Source organism: Achromobacter sp. EG18 (genome assembly GCF_059759395.1).
On sequence record NZ_CM186213.1, the window covers coordinates 3,201,356 to 3,221,610 of the forward strand.

Below are 20,255 nucleotides of genomic sequence, written 5' to 3' on the forward strand. Positions count from 1 at the left end.
TACCACTGCCTCCCAAGAAGGGATTCACACTCAGGGATTCACACTCCATGCGGATTTCGACGAAAGTTGCGACGGCGGTTTCAAAATCGCGGACCTGGGCCCGCTAGTGGTGCCGCTCAAGGTCAGGTTCCGGCCCGAGGACAACCAGGAGCTTGTTCCGCTCAACAACGCAATCGTATTGAAGAACAGCGACGGGCAGCCCAACGGCTTTGCGCTCGAGATCAGAGAGGATGCCGCCATTCCCATCGAATTCAACCAATGGCGCAACGTCGGCACCTCACTGACGACGTTCAATCGGCCATTACCCCTGTACTACGCGGCGCAATTGCGACAAACCGGTACGCCGATGGTGCCGGGCGAATTCAGCCAGCAGGTCACCATCCAGGTGACCTTTCAGTGAACATCGCAAGATAGCGCGGCAGCGCCGCGCGTTCGCGAGGCACCCCGCCCGCCGCCCCCCAGGCATCTGACGAGAAGTTAACGTTCAGATAATCCTTGCCATGCAAACTCGCCGGGCGTCACGGCCTCCGTGCCACGCCCCGGTGAATCCCGACAGCCATGGCAGGGCCTTCGCGCCCGCCGAAATCGCCCGGAACCAATAGCCACGCCCATCGCGGCGCGGCATTTTCCGCGCGTGGCCACCTATATTCCCCGAGGACTTTTCCGCAATCCGGCCAGCCGCCGCGCGGCCCGGCCGCGCCTATCCAGGAGTCAATTCATGATCAAGCGGATCGCGACGATGGTCCGCCGCCCCCGGCGTGGCGCGCTGGCGGTGGCGGGAAGCCTATTCGCCTGCCTGCTGCCCGTTGTCGCCCATGCGCTGGGCCCCGGGTGCCAGCTCGACCCGAAGCAGGCCGGCAACTACACACAGGACATGGGAACGCAGGCCGCGCCCGGGCAATTCGCGCCAACGCTCCTGACGTTGGACAAGTCCAATCCGCCCGGCACGGTCGTCTACGATGCCCCCTTGCCGCCCGTGCCTTGGGTGTGCGTCAGCAACAGCAGTGCGAGCACGGCGCCTTTCCTGGTGTCCGGAGGGAACATGGTCTCGGTACTGAACGAGTTGCGCAGGGCTGGACTGAAACTCATCATCAAGATCAACGGTTACCCGGACTGGGAACCCACGGGCAGCACCACCGACGACAGATTCCGCTTGAGCGCCGAGCGTTACGCCCCCAAGTCCGCGACAGACCCCACACTCACGGCGGCAGGGCTGCTGCTCGGCAGGCTGCAACTGGTCACCGTCACGCCTCCGACCAAACCCGTCAGGGCCTACTTCCCCCCGTACGCCGACCTGGTCAGGATGCATTACGCATTCATCAATACGAATCACATCGAGATCGGCTCCAGCAACGGCACGGCCATAAGCCTGATCCCGACATGCATCGCCAAAATCTCGACGCCCGGCACGGTTCACCTGGGCAGGGCATACAGCGTGGGCAATCTGCCGCTGCCGGCGCCCACGCAGTTCACCATCGCCGCGGATTTCGACGAAGCCTGCGATGGCGGCTTCCGCGTCATCGACCTCGGCAACATAGTGGTTCCACTGCAGATCAAGTTCCAGCCCGAAGGCGGCGCGGTGCTGACGTCCAAAAACCAGAACATCGAGCTGAAAAACACCGACGGCACGCCGAACGGCCTTGCGCTGCGAGTCAAGGAAAACGGCGCCATTCCGATCGCCTTCAATGAATGGCGCGCGACCGAGTCATTGACCGTTGCCCAGCATCCCATAAACCTGTACTACTCGGCGGAACTGATGAAGACCGGCGCGGCGCTGGTGCCGGGGACATTCAGCCAGCAAGTCACGATACTCGTGACCTTTCGCTGATCCCCGGCCCCGCTCCACGGACCAGCGCGATCAGTCGCGGGCCAACGCAATCCCCGATGCCAGCGCCAGGCGCCGGCGCTCGGCCTGCACCTTGGCGCCGTAGCCGTTGTCGTCCGGCCCGGTCGAGCCGACATAGCAGGCCAGGCCGCCATCGACCGAGCCGCGCCGGTTGATGCAGTCGCGCAGGATGGTCGCGCCCACGGCGATGTTGGCGCCCGGGTCCAGCGGGTTCTTGCCCACGGCATCGAACTTGTCCTGGTGCACGCTCGTCATCACCTGCATCAGGCCTTGCGCGCCGACGTGGCTCTCGGCCAGCGGGTTGTAGCGTGATTCGATGGCGATCACGGCCAGCAGCAGCAGCGGATCCAGCTGCTTCTCGCGGCCCACCTTGTACACGGTGTTCAGAAGCGGGCCGGTCGCGTCATAGGCGACCTTGTACTTGCGCGAAATATAGTTGCGCAACGCTTCGGCCTGCGGGCCGGTGGCGACCATGGCGGGCTTCTTGGGCGCGGTGGGCGCCGCGCGGGCAGGCCCCAGCATGCCGGTCGCATTGCTGGACGGCGCGGTGGGAACGGCCATGGCGATCGCCGACGAGGAATCGGCGCCGAGTTCGGACCCGGCTTCGGATTCGACGCCGGTCTGCATGGATGAAGGCGCGAGGGCGGTCAACAAGGCTTTGTGCACTTGCAATGCCTGGTCGCGCAAACCGGGCAAGGCGAATCCCATGCTTACCGTCACGATCACCGCAATGCCCAGGTAGAGGGCGCAGATGCGCAGTGATTCGGCAAGATATTGGTGCACTCCTTGGGCCATGCTCCTGAACAGGCTGGCCACTGACGCATCGGGCATGAAAACCTCCTGCGTTAAAAAAGAGGGAGTCAATGTTAACCTCTCTTTCCACCCAAGATGTAACCAAATAGCCGGGATCTGTAGTGAAATACCGCGACCTTAGAGACTTCCTCGCCCAACTTGAACGCATGGGCGAGCTCAAACGCATCGCCGCGCCGGTCTCGACGCGCCTGGAAATGACCGAGATTTCCGACCGCGTGCTGCGCGCCGAGGGCCCGGCCCTGCTGTTCGAAAAGGCCCTGCACGACGGCAAGCCGGCCGGGATGCCGGTGCTGGCCAACCTGTTCGGCACGCCGTCGCGGGTGGCGCGCGGCATGGGCGCCGACGACGTCAGTGCGCTGCGCGACATCGGCGAACTGCTGGCCTCGCTGCGCGAGCCCGAGGCGCCCAAGGGCCTGCGCGATGCGCTGGCCAAGGTGTCGATGCTGAAGTCGGCGCTGTGGGACATGAGCCCCAAGAACGTCAAGGGCCCGGCCTGCCAGGAGATTGTCTGGGAAGGCAAGGACGTGGACCTGACGCGCCTGCCGATCCAGACCTGCTGGCCCGGCGACGTGGCGCCGCTGTTGACCTGGGGCCTGGTGATCACGCGCGGCCCCAACGCCCGCCGCCAGAACCTGGGCATCTACCGCCAGCAACTGCTGGGCCCGAACAAGCTCATCATGCGCTGGCTGTCGCACCGCGGCGGCGCGCTCGATTTCCGCGACCACGCGCTGGCGCATCCCGGCACGCCCTTCCCCATCGCCGTGGCGCTGGGCGCCGACCCGGCCACCACGCTGGGCGCGGTCACCCCGGTGCCGGACAGCCTGTCCGAATACCAGTTCGCCGGCCTGCTGCGTGGCTCGCGCACCGAGGTGGCGCAAGCGCTGGGCAGCAACCTCTCGGTGCCGGCCTGGGCCGAGATCGTGCTGGAAGGCCACCTGCTGCCGTCGTCGGATCCCCGCGCCATCGCGCCGGTGGTGCCGGACGGCGTCAACCCGCCGCCCCACAGCGACTACGAGATGGCGCTGGAAGGCCCCTACGGCGACCACACCGGCTACTACAACGAACAGGATTGGTTCCCGGTGTTCACGGTCGAGCGCATCACCATGCGCCGCAACCCCATCTACCACTCCACCTACACCGGCAAGCCGCCCGATGAACCCGCGGTGCTGGGCGTGGCGCTGAACGAGGTGTTCGTGCCGCTGCTGCGGCGCCAGCTGCCGGAAATCGTCGACTTCTACCTGCCGCCCGAGGGCTGCAGCTACCGCCTGGCGGTGGTGTCGATCCGCAAGCAGTACGCCGGCCACGCCAAGCGCGTCATGTTCGGGCTGTGGAGCATCCTGCGCCAGTTCATGTACACCAAGTTCATCGTGGTGGTGGACGAGGACATCAATCCGCGCGACTGGAAGGAAGTGGTGTGGGCCATGACCACGCGCATGGACCCGGTGCGCGATACGCTGCTGGTCGAGAACACGCCCATCGACTACCTGGACTTCGCCTCGCCGGTGTCCGGCCTGGGCGGCAAGATGGGCCTGGACGCCACCAACAAATGGCCCGGCGAAACCCAGCGCGAATGGGGCACGCCCATCACCATGGACGCCGACGTCAAGAAGCGGGTGGACGACATGTGGGGGCAGCTGGGGCTGTAGCCCGATAGCCGGGCCTGCCGCCCTGGCCGCATCCCCCGCCCCAAAAGAAAACCCGCCGTATCCGGCGGGTTTTCTTTTGGGGGACGCAAAGACCGGAATCAGCGCGCGTCGTTGCGTTCGTCGCGCGAATCGCGCCAGAGCTTGAACACCTGCCAGCCCACCAGCGCGCCGCCGGCCAGCTTGAGCAGCCTGGACTTGCCGCCGCCGCGCATGAACATGGCCGACAGCGACGAGCTGATGAGCGGATAGCGCCGTGCCAGGCCGATGGCCTGCATGGCCCAGCGCGATGCCCCGCCCGAGGCCAGCCCGGGCAGCAAGCTCTTGAACAGCGCGGCCGGTTCGAGCCTGCGCCCGGCGGACACGATGCCCTGCGCCAGCGATTCGCGCTCGATGGCGGCGCGGGCGCGCAACAGTTCGATGCGCACGGCGCGGTCGACGGCGGGAGACCTTTTCGTCATGATTCAGTCCTCCTGGCGCCGCTGCGCGCGGTCATCGTCCTGCGCGTCGCGCACGCGTTCGAGCAATTCGGCGTCGCGGCCCAGTTCTTCCAGCGTGGCCGAGAACGGCGGCGGGCCGTAGACCAGGCCGTGGCGCACCACCAGCAGCAGCACCACGCCGACCACCAGGTACAAGGCCGCCAGCAGGCCCAGGGCCAGGTAGCGGTCTTCGGTGGGCCAGAACGCCACCGCGATCGTGATGGTGAACACCAGCACCGCCAGCGTGAGGAACAGCAAGGCGGCGAACGCCATGCCCAGCAGCTTGAGCAGGCGCGCCTTCTCGCCCGCCGCCTCCAGCGCCAGCAGTTCCAGGCGCGTGCGCATCAGCCCGACCAGGCTGGACGCCACGCCAAACACAGATTTGCGTAGACCCATGGCCAAAAGGACACCGGGCGGGCGAGCCGGCCAAAGGCCGGCGCCGCCCGCCCGGAGGTCCTGCCTTGTCAGCGGCGGCTGATCAGCAAGCCGAGCAGCAGGCCGGTCACGCCCGCGATGCCGATGGCTTGCCAGGGATTGTCGTGCACGTAGTCGTCGGTGGCGCGCGCCGCCTTGCGACCGCGTTCGAGCACCGCGTCCTGCGCTTCGTACAGGGCTTCGCGGGTGCGCTTGAGCGAGGTCAGGGCGCGTTCGCGCAATTCAGCGGCCTTGTCGCCGGTGCTGCTGGCGGCTTCGCGCAGCAGGCTTTCGGCGTCGTTCAGGCTGGTCTTGACACTGTCGATGAGTTTTTCTTTTGCGACGTCTTCGGATTTTCTCGTGGCCATGTTTTGAGCTCCTGTTTGTGTCTATGACGAAACCATCATACCAGCCGCTCCGCGATGGGCCCGGCCGGCTTGCTACCGTGTGCTACTTGATTTGCGTAATCTCAACGGCGGACTTGACGCCGCCCTGGTCGATATCCTGCTTCATGACCAGGTTGACCGCCGGGCAGTACCAGTCGGTGACCGTGGTGTTCATGCCGGGGATGGGAATCGTCAGCCCCTGGAACGTGGCCATGGTGGGATCGGAATTGCGGGTGTAGGTGATGGGGTGGCACGACTGCTGCCCCAACGCCGTGTTGATCGCCGCGGCGCGGCCGACCGTCTTGTCGCCGATGCGGACCGTGGTGCTGGGCTGGCCGCCAACCGGCGCTTCCTTGCCGATTTTCAGACGGAACGAATTGCCCGGCAGCTTCTGGCCGGCGCTCAGCTTGCCGTCGTAGGCGAACAGGCCCAGCATGCGCAGGTCGAACTGGCCTTCGGACGGCTTGGGCGCTTCGCCCGCGCTGGCGTACTTCAGGAAGGTGGCCTGGCCGCCCTTGACGGTCATCAGGTAATCGAGCTTGGACTTGCCAGGCGGCAGGCCCGCGTAGCTGAAGCGCGCCACGCCCTGCACGCGGGCGCGGCAGTTGTCGCCATTGCTTTTTGTAACCTCGGCGAAGGTCAGGTCGGCGCCCAGCGCGATATTGCCGGAGCCGGTCAGTTGCACCGCGCCGCCGTCATGCATGAACTGCGCATCGCAGACGCCGGCCTGCGCCGCGCCGGCCGCGCCCAGCGCGCCGGCCACAAATACCAGGGATGCCAATTTTCGCAACGCCACAAGCCACTCCAGAAATCCAGGAAACGCACCGCGCGCCGGTCCGCGCACGGCTGGCTTGATACTACACCGGTTGGCGAAACCGGCGCATGACGGAACGTGTCAGCCGGACGACGCGCCGCGACGGCCCCCGACCGCCCCAATGGCCCGCGACGGCTCGCCACGACCGGGCGACCGGGCGACCCGCCGGCGTAGGCGCGGCGCCCGTGCCTATCGATCCCCTCGCTAGGCCACGGCCCGCGAGCCGGTGGCCGCACCGGCCTCGGCGTCGATATCCTCATCGGGCACGGCGGCCAGCGCCACGGCAGCCTGGGCGCGTTCCGGGTTGCCATGGCGCCGGTGCAGGAAATCGACCACCGCCGCGCGGCACGACAGATAGACAGGATCGTTGGCCAGGCGCACCCGGTCGCGCGGGCGCGGCAGCGGCACCGGCAGGATTTCGCCGATGGTCGCGGCCGGCCCGTTGGTCAGCATGACGATGCGGTCGGACAGCAGCACCGCCTCGTCCACGTCGTGGGTCACCATGATGGTGGTGGTGCGGGTCTTGGCGACGATCTTGAGCAGTTCGTCCTGCAGGTGCGCGCGGGTCAGCGCGTCGAGCGCGCCGAACGGCTCGTCCATCAGCAGCACGCCCGGCTCGATGGCGAGCGCGCGGGCGATGCCGACGCGCTGCTTCATGCCGCCCGAGATCTCGCGCGGCAGCTTGTTCTGCGCCGGCAGCAGGCCCACCAGGTCCAGCGCGGCGCGGGTGCGCTCGGCCAGCTGGGCGCGCTTTTCCGAGGCGCCGAAGACCCGTTCCACCGCCAGGTGCACGTTCTGGAAGCAGGTCAGCCAGGGCAGCAGCGAATGGTTCTGGAACACCACGGCGCGGTCCGGGCCGGGGCCGGTGATTTCGCGCTCGGCGCACAGCAGCACGCCGCTGGTCGGACGGGTCAGGCCGGCGATCAGGTTCAGCAAGGTGGACTTGCCGCAACCGGAATGGCCGATGAGGGTGATGAACTCGCCCTGCTCCACCGTCAGGTCGATGTCGCGCAGCGCGACGAAGGCGCCCTTGCGGGTGGCGAAGGTCTGGCCCACGCGCTCGATGCGTACGAATTTCTTCATGGCGCTACTCCTCGGTGTAGGTGAAGCGGCGGGCCAGCGCGACCAGCAGCGTTTCCAGGATCAGGCCGACGATGCCGATCACGAAAATGGCGATGACGATGTGCTCGACCTTCAGGTTGTTCCACTCGTCCCACAGCCAGAAGCCGATGCCGGTGCCGCCGGTCAGCATCTCGGCCGCGACGATCACCAGCCAGGCGGTGCCGATCGACAGGCGCACGCCAGTCAGCATGTACGGCAGCACGGCCGGCAGCAGCACCTTGGTGGTGACCTTCCATTCCGACAGGTTGAGCACGCGCGCCACGTTCAGGTAGTCCTGCGGCACGCGCGACACGCCGACCGCCGTGTTGATGATCATGGGCCAGATCGAACAGATGAAGATCGCCCAGATCGCGGCCGGGTTGGCGGCCTTGAACAGCAGCAGGCCGAGCGGCAGCCACGCCAGCGGCGACACCGGCCGCAACAGGCTGACAATGGGCGAGAACATCGCCCGCACCGGCGCGTAGCGGCCAATGGCAAAGCCCACCGGGATGCCCACCAGCGCGGCCAGGCCGAAGCCGATGCCGACCCGCTGCAGCGAGGCCAGCAGGTTCCAGCCGATGCCCTTGTCGTTGGGACCGTTGTCGTAGAACGGATCCGAGAACAATGCCACCGCCGCCTGCCAGGTCACGCCCGGCGTGGGGATCTCCGGGATGCGCATGGCGACCACCTGCCAGACCAGCACGAACAGCGCGAAACCGGCCACCGGGCCGACCACGGCGCGCAGCGCCGCTTCCAGCCGTTCGCGCCAGGCATCGGCCCATTGCAGGGGGGGCGTGGCGGGCGCGGCCGGCTGCGGCGCCGGCGCGGCGGCGGCCCGTTCCATACTCGTTACGGTAGACATGGCGAGTCTCTCCTCTGCGTGGCGGCGCTCAGGCCTTGACCTTGAAAGCGTCGGCATAGGCCGCCGGATTGCTGCCGTCCCAGACCACGCCGTCGACCAGCTTGGAACTGCGCATCTCGCCGGCGGGCACGGCGATGCCGGCGGCCTGCGCGGCCTGCTTGTAGACGTCGATGCGGTTGACCTGGCGCGCGGTGGCCAGATAGTCGGGATGTTCCTTGAGCAGGCCCCAGCGCTTGTGCTGCGTCAGGAACCACATGCCATCGCTCAGGTAGGGGAAATTGGCCGCGCCGTCGCCCGAAAAGCGCATCGGATGCGCGTCGCTCCAGCGCTTGCCCAGGCCGTCGTCGTACTGGCCCAGCATGCGGTCGACGATGCCGCTGGCGTCGGTGTTGACGTATGACTTGGCGGCGATGGTCTCGGCCGTCTTGCGGCGGTTCTCCGGCGAGGCGTCGATCCACTTGCCGGCTTCCAGGATCGCGGCGGTGACGGCGCGCGCGGTGTTGGGGTTGCGCGCCACGAAGTCTGCGCTGGTGCCCAGCACCTTCTCTGGATGGTCGGTCCAGATCGCCTGGGTCGTCACCGCGGTGAAGCCGATCTTGTCGAGGATGGCGCGCGCGCCCCATGGTTCGCCGACGCAGAAACCGTCCATGTTGCCCACGCGCATGTTGGCCACCATCTGCGGCGGCGGCACGGTGATGACCTTGGCGTCCTTCATCGGGTCGATGCCATAGGCGGCCAGCCAGTAGTACAGCCACATGGCGTGGGTGCCGGTGGGAAAGGTCTGGGCGAAGGTGTATTCGCGCTTCTCGGACGCCATCAGCCTGGCGAGCGATTCACCGTCGCGGGCGCCGGCCTGCGACAGCTTGCTCGACAGGGTGATGGCCTGGCCATTCTGGTTCAGGTTCATCAGCACGGCCATGTCCTTCCTGGGCCCGCCGATGCCCATCTGCACGCCGTAGATCAGGCCATAGAGCACGTGCGCCATCGCCAGTTCGCCGTTCAGCAGCTTGTCGCGCACGGCCGCCCACGAGGCTTCCTTGGACGGCGTGATGGTCACGCCATATTTCTTGTCGATGCCCAGCACCGAGGCCATGACGACCGAGGCGCAGTCGGTCAGCGGAATGAAGCCGATCTTCACCTCGGCCTGTTCGGGCGCGTCGCTGCCGGCGGCCCAGGCGCCGGCGCGCACCAGCGGGTCGACCAGAGACAGCAGGCCGGCGCCCGCCACGGCGCGCGCGGTGCCGGCCAGCCACTTGCGGCGGCTGGCGTCGGTGGTCGAATCCGGGTCCGCGGCGGAGGCGGGAAGGCGGGGTTTCACTGGCGTCATACGGGGCTCCTGGCAAAAAAAAACGTCCCGCGCGCCGCGCGGGAACAACCCGCTGGCGCCGCGGAACGTCGTTGTTCCCTGCCGCTGTCGCGGCGCTTGGCGTGGTCGAGCCGCTCGCGGCCCGCCCATGAACCTTTAAGCAATCCGCATGCCAAGGCGCCTCGCATGGCCGGCGCGGCGGCCCTGCGCCCGCGTGCCCACTGGCTTTGCGGGCGTCCACGGCAGTGGCGCGGGCGCAGGTTGCGGGCCAGGCCCGATGGCGACGGCGAGACCCGCGATCCAACTTGGTGCGTAAACGAATGCGGCGGCGCACCATCGATGTGCGCGCCACGCCACTTCCTGTGTTCGATGGCCCGGCTGCCCTGCTCCCTGCCGGCCGCCGCCTTTTTCCGCATTTCCGGGCAGCGCGCCCGCGGACACCGGCGTTGCATCGCGCCGCTTCCCCGGCGCGGGCATGGAACTTGCATGGCTTGAGGCGGCGCAACGCGCATGCGCGCCGCGCCAAATAAGTTATGGCTATATGGATTCAAGAAATCAGAAGTTGTGGGGATGAAACCCGGTCCCTATGATCGTTTGACCTTCTGCCGGGTGCGCCCGAGGCTGCGTGATGAAGCTTTTCCCGATTTTTGCCGATCTGAAAGACCGGCCCGTGCTGGTCGTGGGCGGTGGCGCGGTGGCCGAGCGCAAGACGCTGGCCCTGCTCGAAGCCCATGCCGCGGTCGCCGTCGGCGCCCCCGAATTGACGCCGGCCCTGGAGGCCTTGCTGGCCGACGGCCGCATCCGCCACCTGCCCGGCCGTTTCGACCCCGCGTGGCTCGAGGGCGCCTGGCTGGTGGTGGCCGCCACCGACGACCGCGACGTCAACGCCACGGTCTCCGCCGCCGCCCAGGCCCGCCGCATTTTCAGCAATGTGGTGGATGACCCCGAGCTGTCCTCGTTCCAGGTGCCGTCCATCGTCGACCGTTCGCCCGTGATCGTCGCCATCTCGTCGTCAGGGGTGGCGCCGGTGCTGGCGCGGCGCCTGCGCGAACGCATCGAATCGCTGTTCGACCACAGCCTGGGCCGCCTGGCGGCACTGGCCGAACGCTACCGCGCGCGCATCCGCGCCGGCCATCCCGACCTGGGCGCGCGGCGCCGCTTCTACGACTGGCTGCTGGACGGCCCGGTGGCCGGCCTGCTGCGCCAGCAGCGGCCCGAGGCCGCCGAAGCCGCGCTGGACGCGGCGCTGGCCCAGCCGCTCAGGCCGGCCGAGGGCAGCGTGGTGCTGGTGGGCGCCGGCCCCGGCGACCCCGGCCTGCTGACGCTGAAGGCGCTGCGCGCGCTGAACGAAGCCGACGTGATCCTGTACGACCGGCTGGTCAGCGACGAGGTCATGTCGCTGGCGCGCCGCGACGCCGAGCGCGTTGCGGTGGGCAAGCTGCCGGGCGAAGACCACCACGCCACGCAGGCGCGCATCCACGCCCTGCTGGTCGAGCACGCCGGCGCCGGCCGCCGCGTGGTGCGCCTGAAGGGCGGCGACGCCTTCATCTTCGGCCGCGGCGGCGAAGAACTGGAACATCTGCGCGCGCATGGCGTGCGCTACGAGGTCGTGCCCGGCATCACCGCGGCGCTGGCCTGTGCGGCCTATGCCGGCATTCCGCTGACACACCGCGAGCACGCGCAATCGGTGCGCCTGGTGACGGCGCACTGCCGCGAGGACGAGGACAATCTGGACTGGCCGGCGTTGGCGCGAGAACGCCAGACGCTGGCGTTCTACATGGGCGTGGGCCAGCTGGAATTGCTGACGCAGCGCCTGATCCGCCATGGCCGCGCCGCGACCACGCCGTTCGCGCTGATCGAGAACGGCAGCCGGCCCGAGCAGCGGGTGCTGTCCGGCCCGCTGGAAGACCTGCCGCGTTTGGCGCGGGCGCACGCCATCCGCTCCCCCGCCCTGCTGATCGTGGGCGAAGTCGCGGGACTGGCGCAATCACTGCATTGGTTCGGCGAGCACCTGGAAGGCGCGCCGCAAAGGCTGGCGGCGTAGCGGCCGCGTGGGCCACGGCTGCCGTCGGCGGGCCGGGGCCGCGCCGCCTCTGGCTCCGGCTTCAGTCGGTCTTCTGGGTGGTGCCGAAGATGCGGTCGCCGGCGTCGCCCAGGCCCGGCATGATGTAGCCGTGCTCGTTCAGGCCGTCGTCGATGGACGCGGTGTAGATATGCACGTCCGGGTGCTTGGACAGCACCGCGTCGATGCCGACCGGCGCGGCCACCAGCACCAGCGCGCGGATTTCCTTGCAGCCGGCGCGCTTGAGCAGGTCGATGGCGGCGACCATGGAGCCGCCGGTGGCCAGCATCGGGTCGACGATCAGCGCCAGGCGCTGGTCCAGTTCGCCCACCAGGCGTTCCAGGTAGGTGTGCGCTTCGAGCGTCTCTTCGTTGCGGGCCACGCCCACCACGCTGACCTTGGCGCCCGGGATCAGGCTCAGCACGCCGTCCAGCATGCCGATGCCGGCGCGCAGGATGGGCACCACGGTGACTTTCTTGCCGGCGATCTTCTCGACCTGCACGGGGCCGCACCAGCCTTCGACGGTGGCCGGCGCGAGCGGCAGGTCCTTGGACGCTTCGTAGGTGAGCAGCGCGCCCACTTCCTGCGACAGTTCACGGAAGCTCTTGGTACTGAGGTCGGCGCGGCGCATGATCCCGAGCTTGTGGCGGATCAGCGGATGGCGGATTTCGTGCACGGGCATGTGCGTAAATCTCCAGAATTATTGATAGGCAGGGTTGGTTCGCCTCAGGCGCCGCCGCAAACATGGCGCGCGCCCGAGAATCGTAATCGGTTTAGCAGGAGGATGCAGGGGGCCGCGTCAACCTTTATTGTTCGGCCAGCCAGGCGATCAGGGCGTCGTCGAAGGCCCGCACGGCGCCGGCCTGCTCGTGGTTGACGATGCTGACCACCACGTAGCGCTTGCCGCTGGCGCCCAGCACGTAGCCGGCGATCGAGCGCACGTCGCGCAGCGAGCCGGTTTTCAGGTGGGCCATGCCGAGGGTGCCGTCGCCTTTCATGCGGCGGCGCACCGTGCCGTCGACGCCCGCGATCGCGAGGGATGAAATGTACTCCGGCATGACGGGGGAATTCCAGGCCAGGGTCAGCATCGAGGCCAGGCTGTCGGCCGAGACCCGCGCGTCGCGCGACAGGCCGGCGCCGTTGTCGATCACCAGTTCGGGCATGTCCAGGCCTTGCCGCGCCAGCAGGTCCTTGGCCACCGCGCCGCTGCTGGCCACGGTGGCCGGCCGACGGCCCTTCTCGGCGCCCAGGGTCAGCAGCAGCGTGCGCGCCATGACGTTGTTGCTGCGCTTGTTGATCTGGCGGATCACCTCGGCCAGCGTCGGCGAATCGTGCGAGGCCAGCACCACGGCATCGCCAGGCACCATGCCGGCGCGCACCTGGCCCTTGAAGGTGCCGCCCAGTTCCTTCCACAGCAGGCGGAACAACTCGGTGGCGTAGTCGGTCTGCGACAGCGCCAGCCGGTAAAGGTCGAATTCACCGCAGGAGCCGGCCACCTTGCCGCCCACGCGCAGGGTCACGCCCTGCTGGGTAATGACCGGATCGGTGGTGACCACCGGCGCGCCCGGGCAACGGGCATCGCTCCATTCGACCCGGCCCTCGATCTTCAAACCGGGCAGCGGCGGGTCGATCAGCGGCACCCACTTGTTGGCGGCGGGATCGGGGGTGAACAGGATGCGCACGGCGCCAAAGCCCACCATCAGGGCGTCGGGGCTGGCGTTGTAGGCGCGGTCGGGCGCGCCGTCGAAGGCGCCGGGGTCGGTGGCGACCTGGCCGAAGATGCTGCGGTCGATCACCAGGTCGTTGATCTGCTTGACGCCGCGCAGGCGCAGTTCACGCAGCAGCACCCACAGGTCCTGCATCAGGAATTGCGGATCGCCGCCGGCGCGCAGGTAGAGCGGCCCCGGCAGCACGCCCTTGGCGTCGGGCCGGGCGCCCGGCTCGGTCATGAAGGCGGTGCGCCAGACGTAGTTGGGGCCCAGTTCGGACAGCGCCGCCCAGGTCGTGACCAGCTTCATCACCGAGGCCGGATTGCGCGCTTCCTTGGCGTTCAGGGCCGCCAGGCGCGGGCCGCCGACTTCCTGCACCACCAGCGACAGCGAACTGTCCGGCAGCTTGCTGGCCTTCCAGGCGTTGACCACGCTGGGCGGCAGGCCCGGCACCTGGGCGCAGGCGGCGCCGGCGGCCAGGGCCAGCAGTCCACCGGCCAGCCATTGCCGCGGCCCGCCCACACGCTTTTTCCCTAGTCCCGTCATGCCCTGTCCACCCGGTTGCTCGTCCTGCAAAACCGTGAGCATACAAAACCTGGGACGGTTACGGGCGGCGACACGGGCCGAACGCCGGCGCCGGCCACCTTCGCCGTGGCACTACTGCTGCAATTTCCACTTGCCGCCGGCCACGGTCGCCATGACCAGGGCGCGCTCGTCCAGGCCGTTATGGTCGGTGGCGCTCATGTTGACCACGCCGGTGGCGGTCGGCAGGTTCTTGACGTTCTCCAGGGCGTCGCGCAGCGCCGCGCGGAATTCCGGGGTGCCGGGCTTGGCCTTTTTCAGCGCCACCGGCACGGCCTGCTGCAGCAGCAGGCCGACGTCCCAGGTGTAGGCGGCGAACAGCGACACGCTGCCCGCGCCGTTGGCGGCCTCGTACTTTTTGGCGAAGGCCTGGGCCGTGGCCTTGACCGGATGGGTGTCCGGCAGCAGGTCGGCCACCATCACCGGCCCCACCGGCACCCAGGCGCCGTCGCAGGCGGCGCCGCAGACGCGCAGGAAATCGTTGTTGGCCACGCCGTGGTTGAAGTAGATCTTGCCCTTGAAGCCGCGTTCGCGCAGCGAGCGCGCCGGCATCGCCGCCGGCGTGCCGGAGGCGCCCACCACCACCGCGTCCGGGGCGGCGCCGACCAGCTTCAGCGTCTGCGCCACCGCCGAGGTGTCGGTGGGCGCGAAGCTTTCCTTGCCGACGATCTCGATGCCATGTTGCTTGGCGGCCTTTTCCACTTCCACCCAGAAAGTCTCGCCCAGGGCGTTGTTGAAGCCGATGAAGGCCAGCTTCCTGACGCCGTTGGCGGCGGCGTGGCGGGCGATGCCCTCGGCCATCAGGGAATCGGAATGCGGCGTCTTGAAGACCCAGCGGCGCTTGTCGTCCACCGGATCGATCAGGCGCGCCGACGAGGCCAGCGTGATCACCGGCGTTGCGCCGCTGGCCACCGTGTCCAGCATGGCCATGGTGTTGGGGGTGGTGGAGGAGCCGATGATGAGGTCGGCCTGGTTCTCCGAAATCAGCTTGTGCGAATTGCTGACCGCGCGGGTCGTGTCGGAGGCGTCGTCCAGCACCACGTATTCGACCTTGACGCCGCCGATCTCGGTGGGCAGCAGGCCGATGGTGTTGCGTTCGGGAATGCCCAGCGAGGCCTGGGGGCCGGTGGTGGACAGGGTGGCGCCGATCTTCACCTGCGCCAGCGCGGGCGCGGCGCCCGCGACCAGCAGGGCCGCCAACGCGGCCGTCAGAGTGCTACGAGGGGTCATGCGGTATCTCCTTTGGGGCGCGGATATCGTTATGCGTCTTGCCGATCCGCTACGGCGTAGAAAGCGTTATACGACGGGATCCCCCAGGTGCGACAGGAATGACCCATCATGGAAAACCAGGGCGCCGCCGTGCTCGTCCGGCGCGTGCAGGCGGCGCACCTCGCCGATCAGCACGGCGTGGTCGCCCACCTCCAGCACCTGGCGGGTGGCGCACTCGAAGCGGGCGGCGCAGGCGTCGAACACGGGGATGCCGTCCTCGGTGGCATACCAGTCCAGCCCGGCATAGCGGTCCGCCACGGGTTGCGAGAACACCCGCGCCAGGTCGCGCTGCGGCGCCCCCAGCACATGGATGGCGAAGCCGCCGCGGGTGGTGAAGTCGGCGTAGTGGATGCTGGCGCGGCGCAGGCTCCACAGCACCAGCGGCGGCTCCAGCGAGACGGGCGCGAAGGAGTTGACCGTGAGGCCGATCGGCCCGTCGGCGCCCGCGGCGGTCACCACCGTGACGCCGGTGGCGTAGCGCCCCAGCGCCCGGCGCAGACGAAGCGGGCTGAGATCGTCATTGGCGGGCATGGCGGCTTCCCCGCGGCCGCCGCTCAGGCCGGCACCGTGCTGGCCGGGCGCACGCCCGACAGCGGCATGGCCTCGGCCATCAACCGCTGCATCGAGTCCAGCACGAGGTCCTGCGGCATCAGGCCGAAGTTGTGCAGGCTCATGACGTGGTCCAGGCCCATGTCGGCCAGCCGCGCCAGCTTGTCGGCCACGGTGCGGGGCGAGCCGAACAGCGACAGGCCGCTGGCGATGATGTCGTCGTAGACCTGCTTGCGCGCATACAGGCGGGTGTCCACGTACAGGTCGAAGGCGCGGGCGGCGCGTTCACGGGCCTGCGCGTCGGTTTCCGCCACGTGGGTGTGCAGCGCCACCGCCGCCATGCCGGATGCATCCTCGATGCCGGCCTCGGCCAGGCCGCGGCGGTAGTCCTGCATCATCAGGCCGATCTCTTCGAAGTTGTCCACCGCCGCGTACGGCACGAACAGCATGCGGCGGCCCTGGCGGCCGACGTGGTAGGCGGCCTCGCGGCGCAGGATCGCCACGTAGACGGGCACCGGCTGCTGCACCGGCTGCACGTTCAGGCGCACCTCGTGGATGCGGTTGAACTTGCCTTCGTGGCTGACGCGCTCGCCGGCCAGCAGGCGCTCGACCAGCATCAGGTTCTCGTCGAAGCGCTCGCGCTTGGTGGCCGGATCGACGTCGTAGCCCTCGAACTCGTGCTTCAGGTAGCCCGAGCCCACGCCCAGCGACAGCCTGCCTTGCGAAAGCTGGTCCACCAGGGCATAGTTTTCCGCCACCGTCAGCGGGTTGTGGAAGGTGAGGATGGAGATCGCGGTGCCCAGCCGCAGCCGCGTCGTCTGCTGCGACAGCGCCGCCAGGAACACCGCCGGGTTCGGCACCGCGCCGTATTCATGGAAGTGGTGCTCGGCCACCCAGAAGGTGTCGTAGCCCAGCTGTTCGGCGCGGCGCGCCTGCTCCAGCACCTGGCTGTAGAGCTGGCCCAGGCTGCGGGGCTGGTCGGGGTAGTGGTCCTGCACCGAGAAGATGGACATCTTCATTGCTTGTCTCCGTCTTTGTCCGCTCGCGCCCCCGAATCGGTCTTCCGGCCCGGATGGTTGTCCGCCACGGCACGCTGATGTATTTTTTAGTGATACACGTATTCTAATAAGAGACGAACTGATGTCAACAGAAAGCAGCACTGGGATCCAGTCCGCCGAAATCGCCCTGGACGTCCTGACCCGGCTGGCCGAACTGGGCGGCGCCGTGTCGGTGTCGGAACTGGGCCGCAGCCTGGACATGCCGCGCGCCAAGGCGCACCGCTACCTGGTGTCGCTGGAGCGGCGCGGCTACGTCGAGCAGGATCCGGCCAGCGCCCGCTACCGGCTCGGGCCGCAGGCGCTGCACACCGGGCTGGCGGCGCTGGCCGAGGTGGATTTCGTCAAAGTGGCGGCCGGCTGCCTGGAAGACCTGAGCGCCGCCATCGGCCAGACCGTCTTCCTCTCGGTCTGGGGCCAGCACGGTCCCACCATCGTCCAGTGGCGCGACGCGCGGCTGCCGGTCACGGTCAACGTGCGCGTGGGTTCGGTGCTGCCGCTGCTCAACAGCGCCACCGGGCGCGTCTTCGCGGCCTGGCTGCCGGAGCCGCTGGCGTTGCCGCGCGCACTGGCCGAATGGGACGCGGCGCGGCGCCAGGGCGGCGACGCCGCGGCGTTGCTGGACGACCCCGCCGCCACCGGCCTGCCGCTCGACCCGGCCGACCCCGCCGCCGCGCTGCGGGCGCGCTGGCAGGCCGCGCGCCAGCGCGGCTACGCCAGCGTCAGCGGCCACCTGCTGCACGGCATCGACTCGGCCGCCCTGCCGGTGCTGGACGCGCAAGGCCAGCTGGCCGGCGCCATCACCGGGTTGGGACTGCACGGCGGCTTCGACCTGGCGCCGGACGGCGCGCCGCTGCGGGCGCTGATGGCGGCCGCGGCCGACTGCTCGCGCCGGCTCGGCTGGCGCGGCGGGCGCTAAGTCGCCGCGCCAGCCCCCGGCGCACCTTCCCCTGAAAATCGCTCGCTCCCGTCCTGCCGTCCTCGCTTGCGCGGGCGCCGCCGTCGCCGGCCGCCCCGCCCTTTTCGCCAGCCCCTTTACAATAGACAGTTGCCCAGAGCCGTGCCGACAGGTCCGGCTCGCTTTTTTGCCGCCGCCCCATCCGGCGGCCCGGCGGCCGGCCCAGGCCGCGCCCGCCCCTGATACCGATACCCGCGTGCAAGCCCTTACCGTTTCCGATTTCGACTACGAGCTGCCTCCCGAGCTCATCGCGCAGACACCCGCCGCCCAGCGCACGGGCAGCCGCCTGCTGCACCTGGACGGCGCCAGCCAGCTGCATGACCGCCAGTTCGCCGACCTGGAGGGGCTGTTGCGCCCCGGCGACCTGCTGGTGTTCAACGACACCCGCGTCATCAAGGCGCGCCTGGCCGGCCACAAGATCACCGGCGGCAAGGTCGAGGTGCTGGTCGAGCGCATCACCGACACCGACCGCGCGCTGGCGCACGTGCGCGCCAGCAAGTCGCCCGGCGCCGGCATGGTGCTGCGGCTGGCCGACGCCTTCGACGCCACGGTGCTGGGCCGCGAGGGCGAGCTGTTCGACATCCGCTTCCCCGGGCCGGTGCTGGAATTGCTGGACGCGCACGGCGCGACGCCGCTGCCGCCCTACATCACGCACGCCGCCGACGCCGGCGACGACGACCGCTACCAGACCGTCTACGCCCGCGAACCGGGCGCCGTGGCGGCGCCGACCGCCGGCCTGCACTTCGACCAGCCCACCCTGGACCGCCTGGCGGCGCAGGGCGTGGAGCGCGCCTTCGTCACCCTGCACGTGGGCGCCGGCACCTTCCAGCCGGTGCGCGTGGACAACCTGGCCGACCACGTCATGCACGCCGAATGGTTCACCGTGCCGCAGGCCACGGTGGACGCCATCGCCGCCGCCCGCGCCCGCGGCGGCCGCGTGATCGCGGTCGGCACCACCAGCGTGCGCGCCCTGGAATCGGCCGCCGCCCATACCGAGGGCCGCACCGCCCCCGGCCTGCCGCTGGCCGCCGCCCAAGGCGACACGCGCCTGTTCATCACCCCCGGCTACCAGTACCGCGTCATCGACGCGCTGGTCACCAACTTCCACCTGCCCCAGTCGACCCTGCTGATGCTGGTGTCGGCGCTGGCCGGCGTCGAGCCGATCCGCCGCGCCTACGCCCACGCCGTGGCCCAGCGCTACCGCTTCTTCAGCTACGGCGACGCCATGTTCATCGAATCCCCCGCCCCATGACCGGACTGAATTTCGAACTGCTTGCCACCGACGGCGGCGCCCGCCGCGGCCGCATCACGCTCAACCACGGCGTGGTGGAAACGCCCATCTTCATGCCCGTGGGCACCTATGGCAGCGTCAAGGCCATGATGCCGCACGAACTGAAGGACATCGGTTCGCAGATCGTGCTGGGCAACACCTTCCACCTTTGGCTGCGCCCGGGCACGAACATCATGGAAAAGCATGGCGGCCTGCACGGCTTCATGCAGTGGGACAAGCCGATCCTGACAGACTCGGGCGGCTTCCAGGTGTTCAGCCTGCAGGGCATGCGCAAGATCACCGAGGAAGGCGTGAAGTTCGCCTCGCCCATCGACGGCGCCCGCCTGTTCCTGACGCCCGAGGAATCGATGCGCATCCAGCGCTCGCTGAACTCGGATATCGTCATGGTGTTCGACGAGTGCACGCCCTACGAGATCGACGGCCGCCCCGCGACCGTCGAGGAAGCGGCCCGCTCGATGCGCATGTCGCTGCGCTGGGCGCGCCGCTCGCGCGAGGAATTCGACCGGCTGCAGAACCCCAACGCGCTGTTCGGCATCGTGCAGGGCGGCATGTACGAATCGCTGCGCGACGAGTCCCTGGCCGGCCTGCAGGACATCGGTTTCCACGGCTACGCTATCGGCGGCCTGTCGGTGGGCGAGCCCAAGGAAGACATGATGCGCATCCTGGCGCATGTGACGCCCAAGCTGCCGGCCCAGGCGCCGCGCTACCTGATGGGCGTGGGCACGCCGGAAGACCTGGTCGAGGGCGTGAGCCGCGGCGTCGACATGTTCGACTGCGTCATGCCGACCCGCAACGCCCGCAACGGCTGGCTGTTCACCCGTTTCGGCGACGTCAAGATCCGCAACGCCAAGTACCGCGACGACACCCGCCCGCTGGACCCGAGCTGCGCCTGCCACACCTGCGCCAACTTCTCGCGCGCCTACCTGCATCACCTGCAGCGCGCCAACGAGATCACCGGCGCGCGCCTGAACACGCTGCACAACCTGCATTTCTACCTGACCATCATGAAGGAAATGCGCGAGGCCATCGCCGAGGGCCGCTTCGACGCCTGGCGCGCGCAGTTCGCGGCCGACCGGGCGCGCGGGGTGGAGTAGCGGGGCGCTGTGCCGCTCGCGG

The 20,255-nt window shown here is 68.9% G+C and carries 20 protein-coding genes; 7 read left to right on the forward strand and 13 right to left on the reverse strand.

Annotation, left to right across the window (positions count from 1 at the left end):
- The first annotated feature begins 106 nt into the window (after window positions 1-106).
- Both AC6CR5_RS14575 and AC6CR5_RS14580 read left to right on the forward strand, forming a co-directional pair.
- Entirely contained in the window at window positions 107-400 is a 294-nt protein-coding gene (locus AC6CR5_RS14575; protein WP_047993278.1) for a hypothetical protein, read from the forward strand.
- Window positions 401-718: 318 nt separating this feature from the next.
- Window positions 719-1,828 carry a hypothetical protein gene (locus tag AC6CR5_RS14580; protein WP_498084648.1) on the forward strand — a complete coding sequence of 370 codons (1,110 nt, stop codon included), beginning with the start codon at window positions 719-721 and terminating at the stop codon, window positions 1,826-1,828.
- A 30-nt stretch (window positions 1,829-1,858) separates the two neighbouring features.
- Here the strand turns inward: AC6CR5_RS14580 and AC6CR5_RS14585 are convergent, their stop codons facing one another.
- A complete protein-coding gene (locus AC6CR5_RS14585; protein ID WP_150101785.1) occupies window positions 1,859-2,677 on the reverse strand; it encodes a lytic transglycosylase domain-containing protein in 819 nt (272 codons plus the stop codon).
- A gap of 83 nt (window positions 2,678-2,760) precedes the next feature.
- On the opposite strand from AC6CR5_RS14585, the gene ubiD reads away from it, so the two are divergent.
- Window positions 2,761-4,305: a 4-hydroxy-3-polyprenylbenzoate decarboxylase gene (gene ubiD, locus AC6CR5_RS14590; protein WP_047993280.1), complete on the forward strand. Its 1,545-nt coding sequence runs from the start codon at window positions 2,761-2,763 to the stop codon at window positions 4,303-4,305.
- Between the two features lie 98 nt (window positions 4,306-4,403).
- Here ubiD and AC6CR5_RS14595 read toward each other — a convergent pair whose 3' ends face one another.
- The 7 genes from AC6CR5_RS14595 to AC6CR5_RS14625 form a co-directional block, all read right to left on the reverse strand.
- On the reverse strand, window positions 4,404-4,763 hold the full coding sequence (locus tag AC6CR5_RS14595) for a hypothetical protein (RefSeq protein WP_020926680.1): 360 nt from the start codon (window positions 4,761-4,763) through the stop codon (window positions 4,404-4,406).
- Between the two features lie 3 nt (window positions 4,764-4,766).
- Window positions 4,767-5,177 (reverse strand): phage holin family protein, encoded by a 411-nt coding sequence (locus tag AC6CR5_RS14600; protein WP_006386632.1) that lies wholly within the window; start codon window positions 5,175-5,177, stop codon window positions 4,767-4,769.
- A gap of 68 nt (window positions 5,178-5,245) precedes the next feature.
- Window positions 5,246-5,563 carry an ElaB/YgaM/YqjD family protein gene (locus tag AC6CR5_RS14605; RefSeq protein WP_006386633.1) on the reverse strand — a complete coding sequence of 106 codons (318 nt, stop codon included), beginning with the start codon at window positions 5,561-5,563 and terminating at the stop codon, window positions 5,246-5,248.
- Window positions 5,564-5,645: 82 nt separating this feature from the next.
- Entirely contained in the window at window positions 5,646-6,371 is a 726-nt protein-coding gene (locus AC6CR5_RS14610; RefSeq protein WP_026384962.1) for a hypothetical protein, read from the reverse strand.
- Window positions 6,372-6,599: 228 nt separating this feature from the next.
- Window positions 6,600-7,478 carry an ABC transporter ATP-binding protein gene (locus tag AC6CR5_RS14615; RefSeq protein ID WP_020926678.1) on the reverse strand — a complete coding sequence of 293 codons (879 nt, stop codon included), beginning with the start codon at window positions 7,476-7,478 and terminating at the stop codon, window positions 6,600-6,602.
- 4 nt (window positions 7,479-7,482) lie between these two features.
- Window positions 7,483-8,358, reverse strand: a complete 876-nt coding sequence (ntrB, locus tag AC6CR5_RS14620; RefSeq protein WP_026384961.1) for a nitrate ABC transporter permease — start codon at window positions 8,356-8,358, stop codon at window positions 7,483-7,485.
- A gap of 28 nt (window positions 8,359-8,386) precedes the next feature.
- Window positions 8,387-9,685 (reverse strand): CmpA/NrtA family ABC transporter substrate-binding protein, encoded by a 1,299-nt coding sequence (locus AC6CR5_RS14625; RefSeq protein WP_238880541.1) that lies wholly within the window; start codon window positions 9,683-9,685, stop codon window positions 8,387-8,389.
- A gap of 607 nt (window positions 9,686-10,292) precedes the next feature.
- Between AC6CR5_RS14625 and cysG the strand changes: the two genes are divergently transcribed.
- Complete coding sequence (gene cysG, locus AC6CR5_RS14630; RefSeq protein ID WP_327761635.1) at window positions 10,293-11,708, forward strand: siroheme synthase CysG; 1,416 nt, start codon at window positions 10,293-10,295, stop codon at window positions 11,706-11,708.
- Between the two features lie 61 nt (window positions 11,709-11,769).
- Here the strand turns inward: cysG and upp are convergent, their stop codons facing one another.
- From upp to AC6CR5_RS14655, 5 genes are all read right to left on the reverse strand, one after another.
- A complete protein-coding gene (gene upp / locus AC6CR5_RS14635; protein WP_020926674.1) occupies window positions 11,770-12,408 on the reverse strand; it encodes a uracil phosphoribosyltransferase in 639 nt (212 codons plus the stop codon).
- Window positions 12,409-12,532: 124 nt separating this feature from the next.
- The gene (dacB, locus tag AC6CR5_RS14640) at window positions 12,533-13,981 is read right to left on the reverse strand and encodes a D-alanyl-D-alanine carboxypeptidase/D-alanyl-D-alanine endopeptidase (RefSeq protein WP_035182572.1); all 1,449 of its coding nucleotides are present in this window, start codon (window positions 13,979-13,981) and stop codon (window positions 12,533-12,535) included.
- 111 nt (window positions 13,982-14,092) lie between these two features.
- A complete protein-coding gene (locus AC6CR5_RS14645; protein WP_498084649.1) occupies window positions 14,093-15,247 on the reverse strand; it encodes an ABC transporter substrate-binding protein in 1,155 nt (384 codons plus the stop codon).
- 66 nt (window positions 15,248-15,313) lie between these two features.
- Window positions 15,314-15,817 carry a flavin reductase family protein gene (locus tag AC6CR5_RS14650; protein ID WP_498084650.1) on the reverse strand — a complete coding sequence of 168 codons (504 nt, stop codon included), beginning with the start codon at window positions 15,815-15,817 and terminating at the stop codon, window positions 15,314-15,316.
- Window positions 15,818-15,840: 23 nt separating this feature from the next.
- Window positions 15,841-16,854 carry an LLM class flavin-dependent oxidoreductase gene (locus AC6CR5_RS14655; protein WP_498084651.1) on the reverse strand — a complete coding sequence of 338 codons (1,014 nt, stop codon included), beginning with the start codon at window positions 16,852-16,854 and terminating at the stop codon, window positions 15,841-15,843.
- Between the two features lie 121 nt (window positions 16,855-16,975).
- Between AC6CR5_RS14655 and AC6CR5_RS14660 the strand changes: the two genes are divergently transcribed.
- The 3 genes from AC6CR5_RS14660 (at window position 16,976) to tgt (ending at window position 20,233) form a co-directional block, all read left to right on the forward strand.
- Complete coding sequence (locus AC6CR5_RS14660) at window positions 16,976-17,809, forward strand: IclR family transcriptional regulator (protein WP_498084652.1); 834 nt, start codon at window positions 16,976-16,978, stop codon at window positions 17,807-17,809.
- A 235-nt stretch (window positions 17,810-18,044) separates the two neighbouring features.
- Window positions 18,045-19,100, forward strand: coding sequence for a tRNA preQ1(34) S-adenosylmethionine ribosyltransferase-isomerase QueA (queA, locus tag AC6CR5_RS14665; RefSeq protein ID WP_179841014.1), 1,056 nt, complete (start codon window positions 18,045-18,047; stop codon window positions 19,098-19,100).
- The gene (tgt, locus tag AC6CR5_RS14670) at window positions 19,097-20,233 is read left to right on the forward strand and encodes a tRNA guanosine(34) transglycosylase Tgt (protein ID WP_498084653.1); all 1,137 of its coding nucleotides are present in this window, start codon (window positions 19,097-19,099) and stop codon (window positions 20,231-20,233) included. The genes queA and tgt overlap by 4 nt, the downstream gene beginning before the upstream one ends.
- Window positions 20,234-20,255 lie beyond the last annotated feature (22 nt).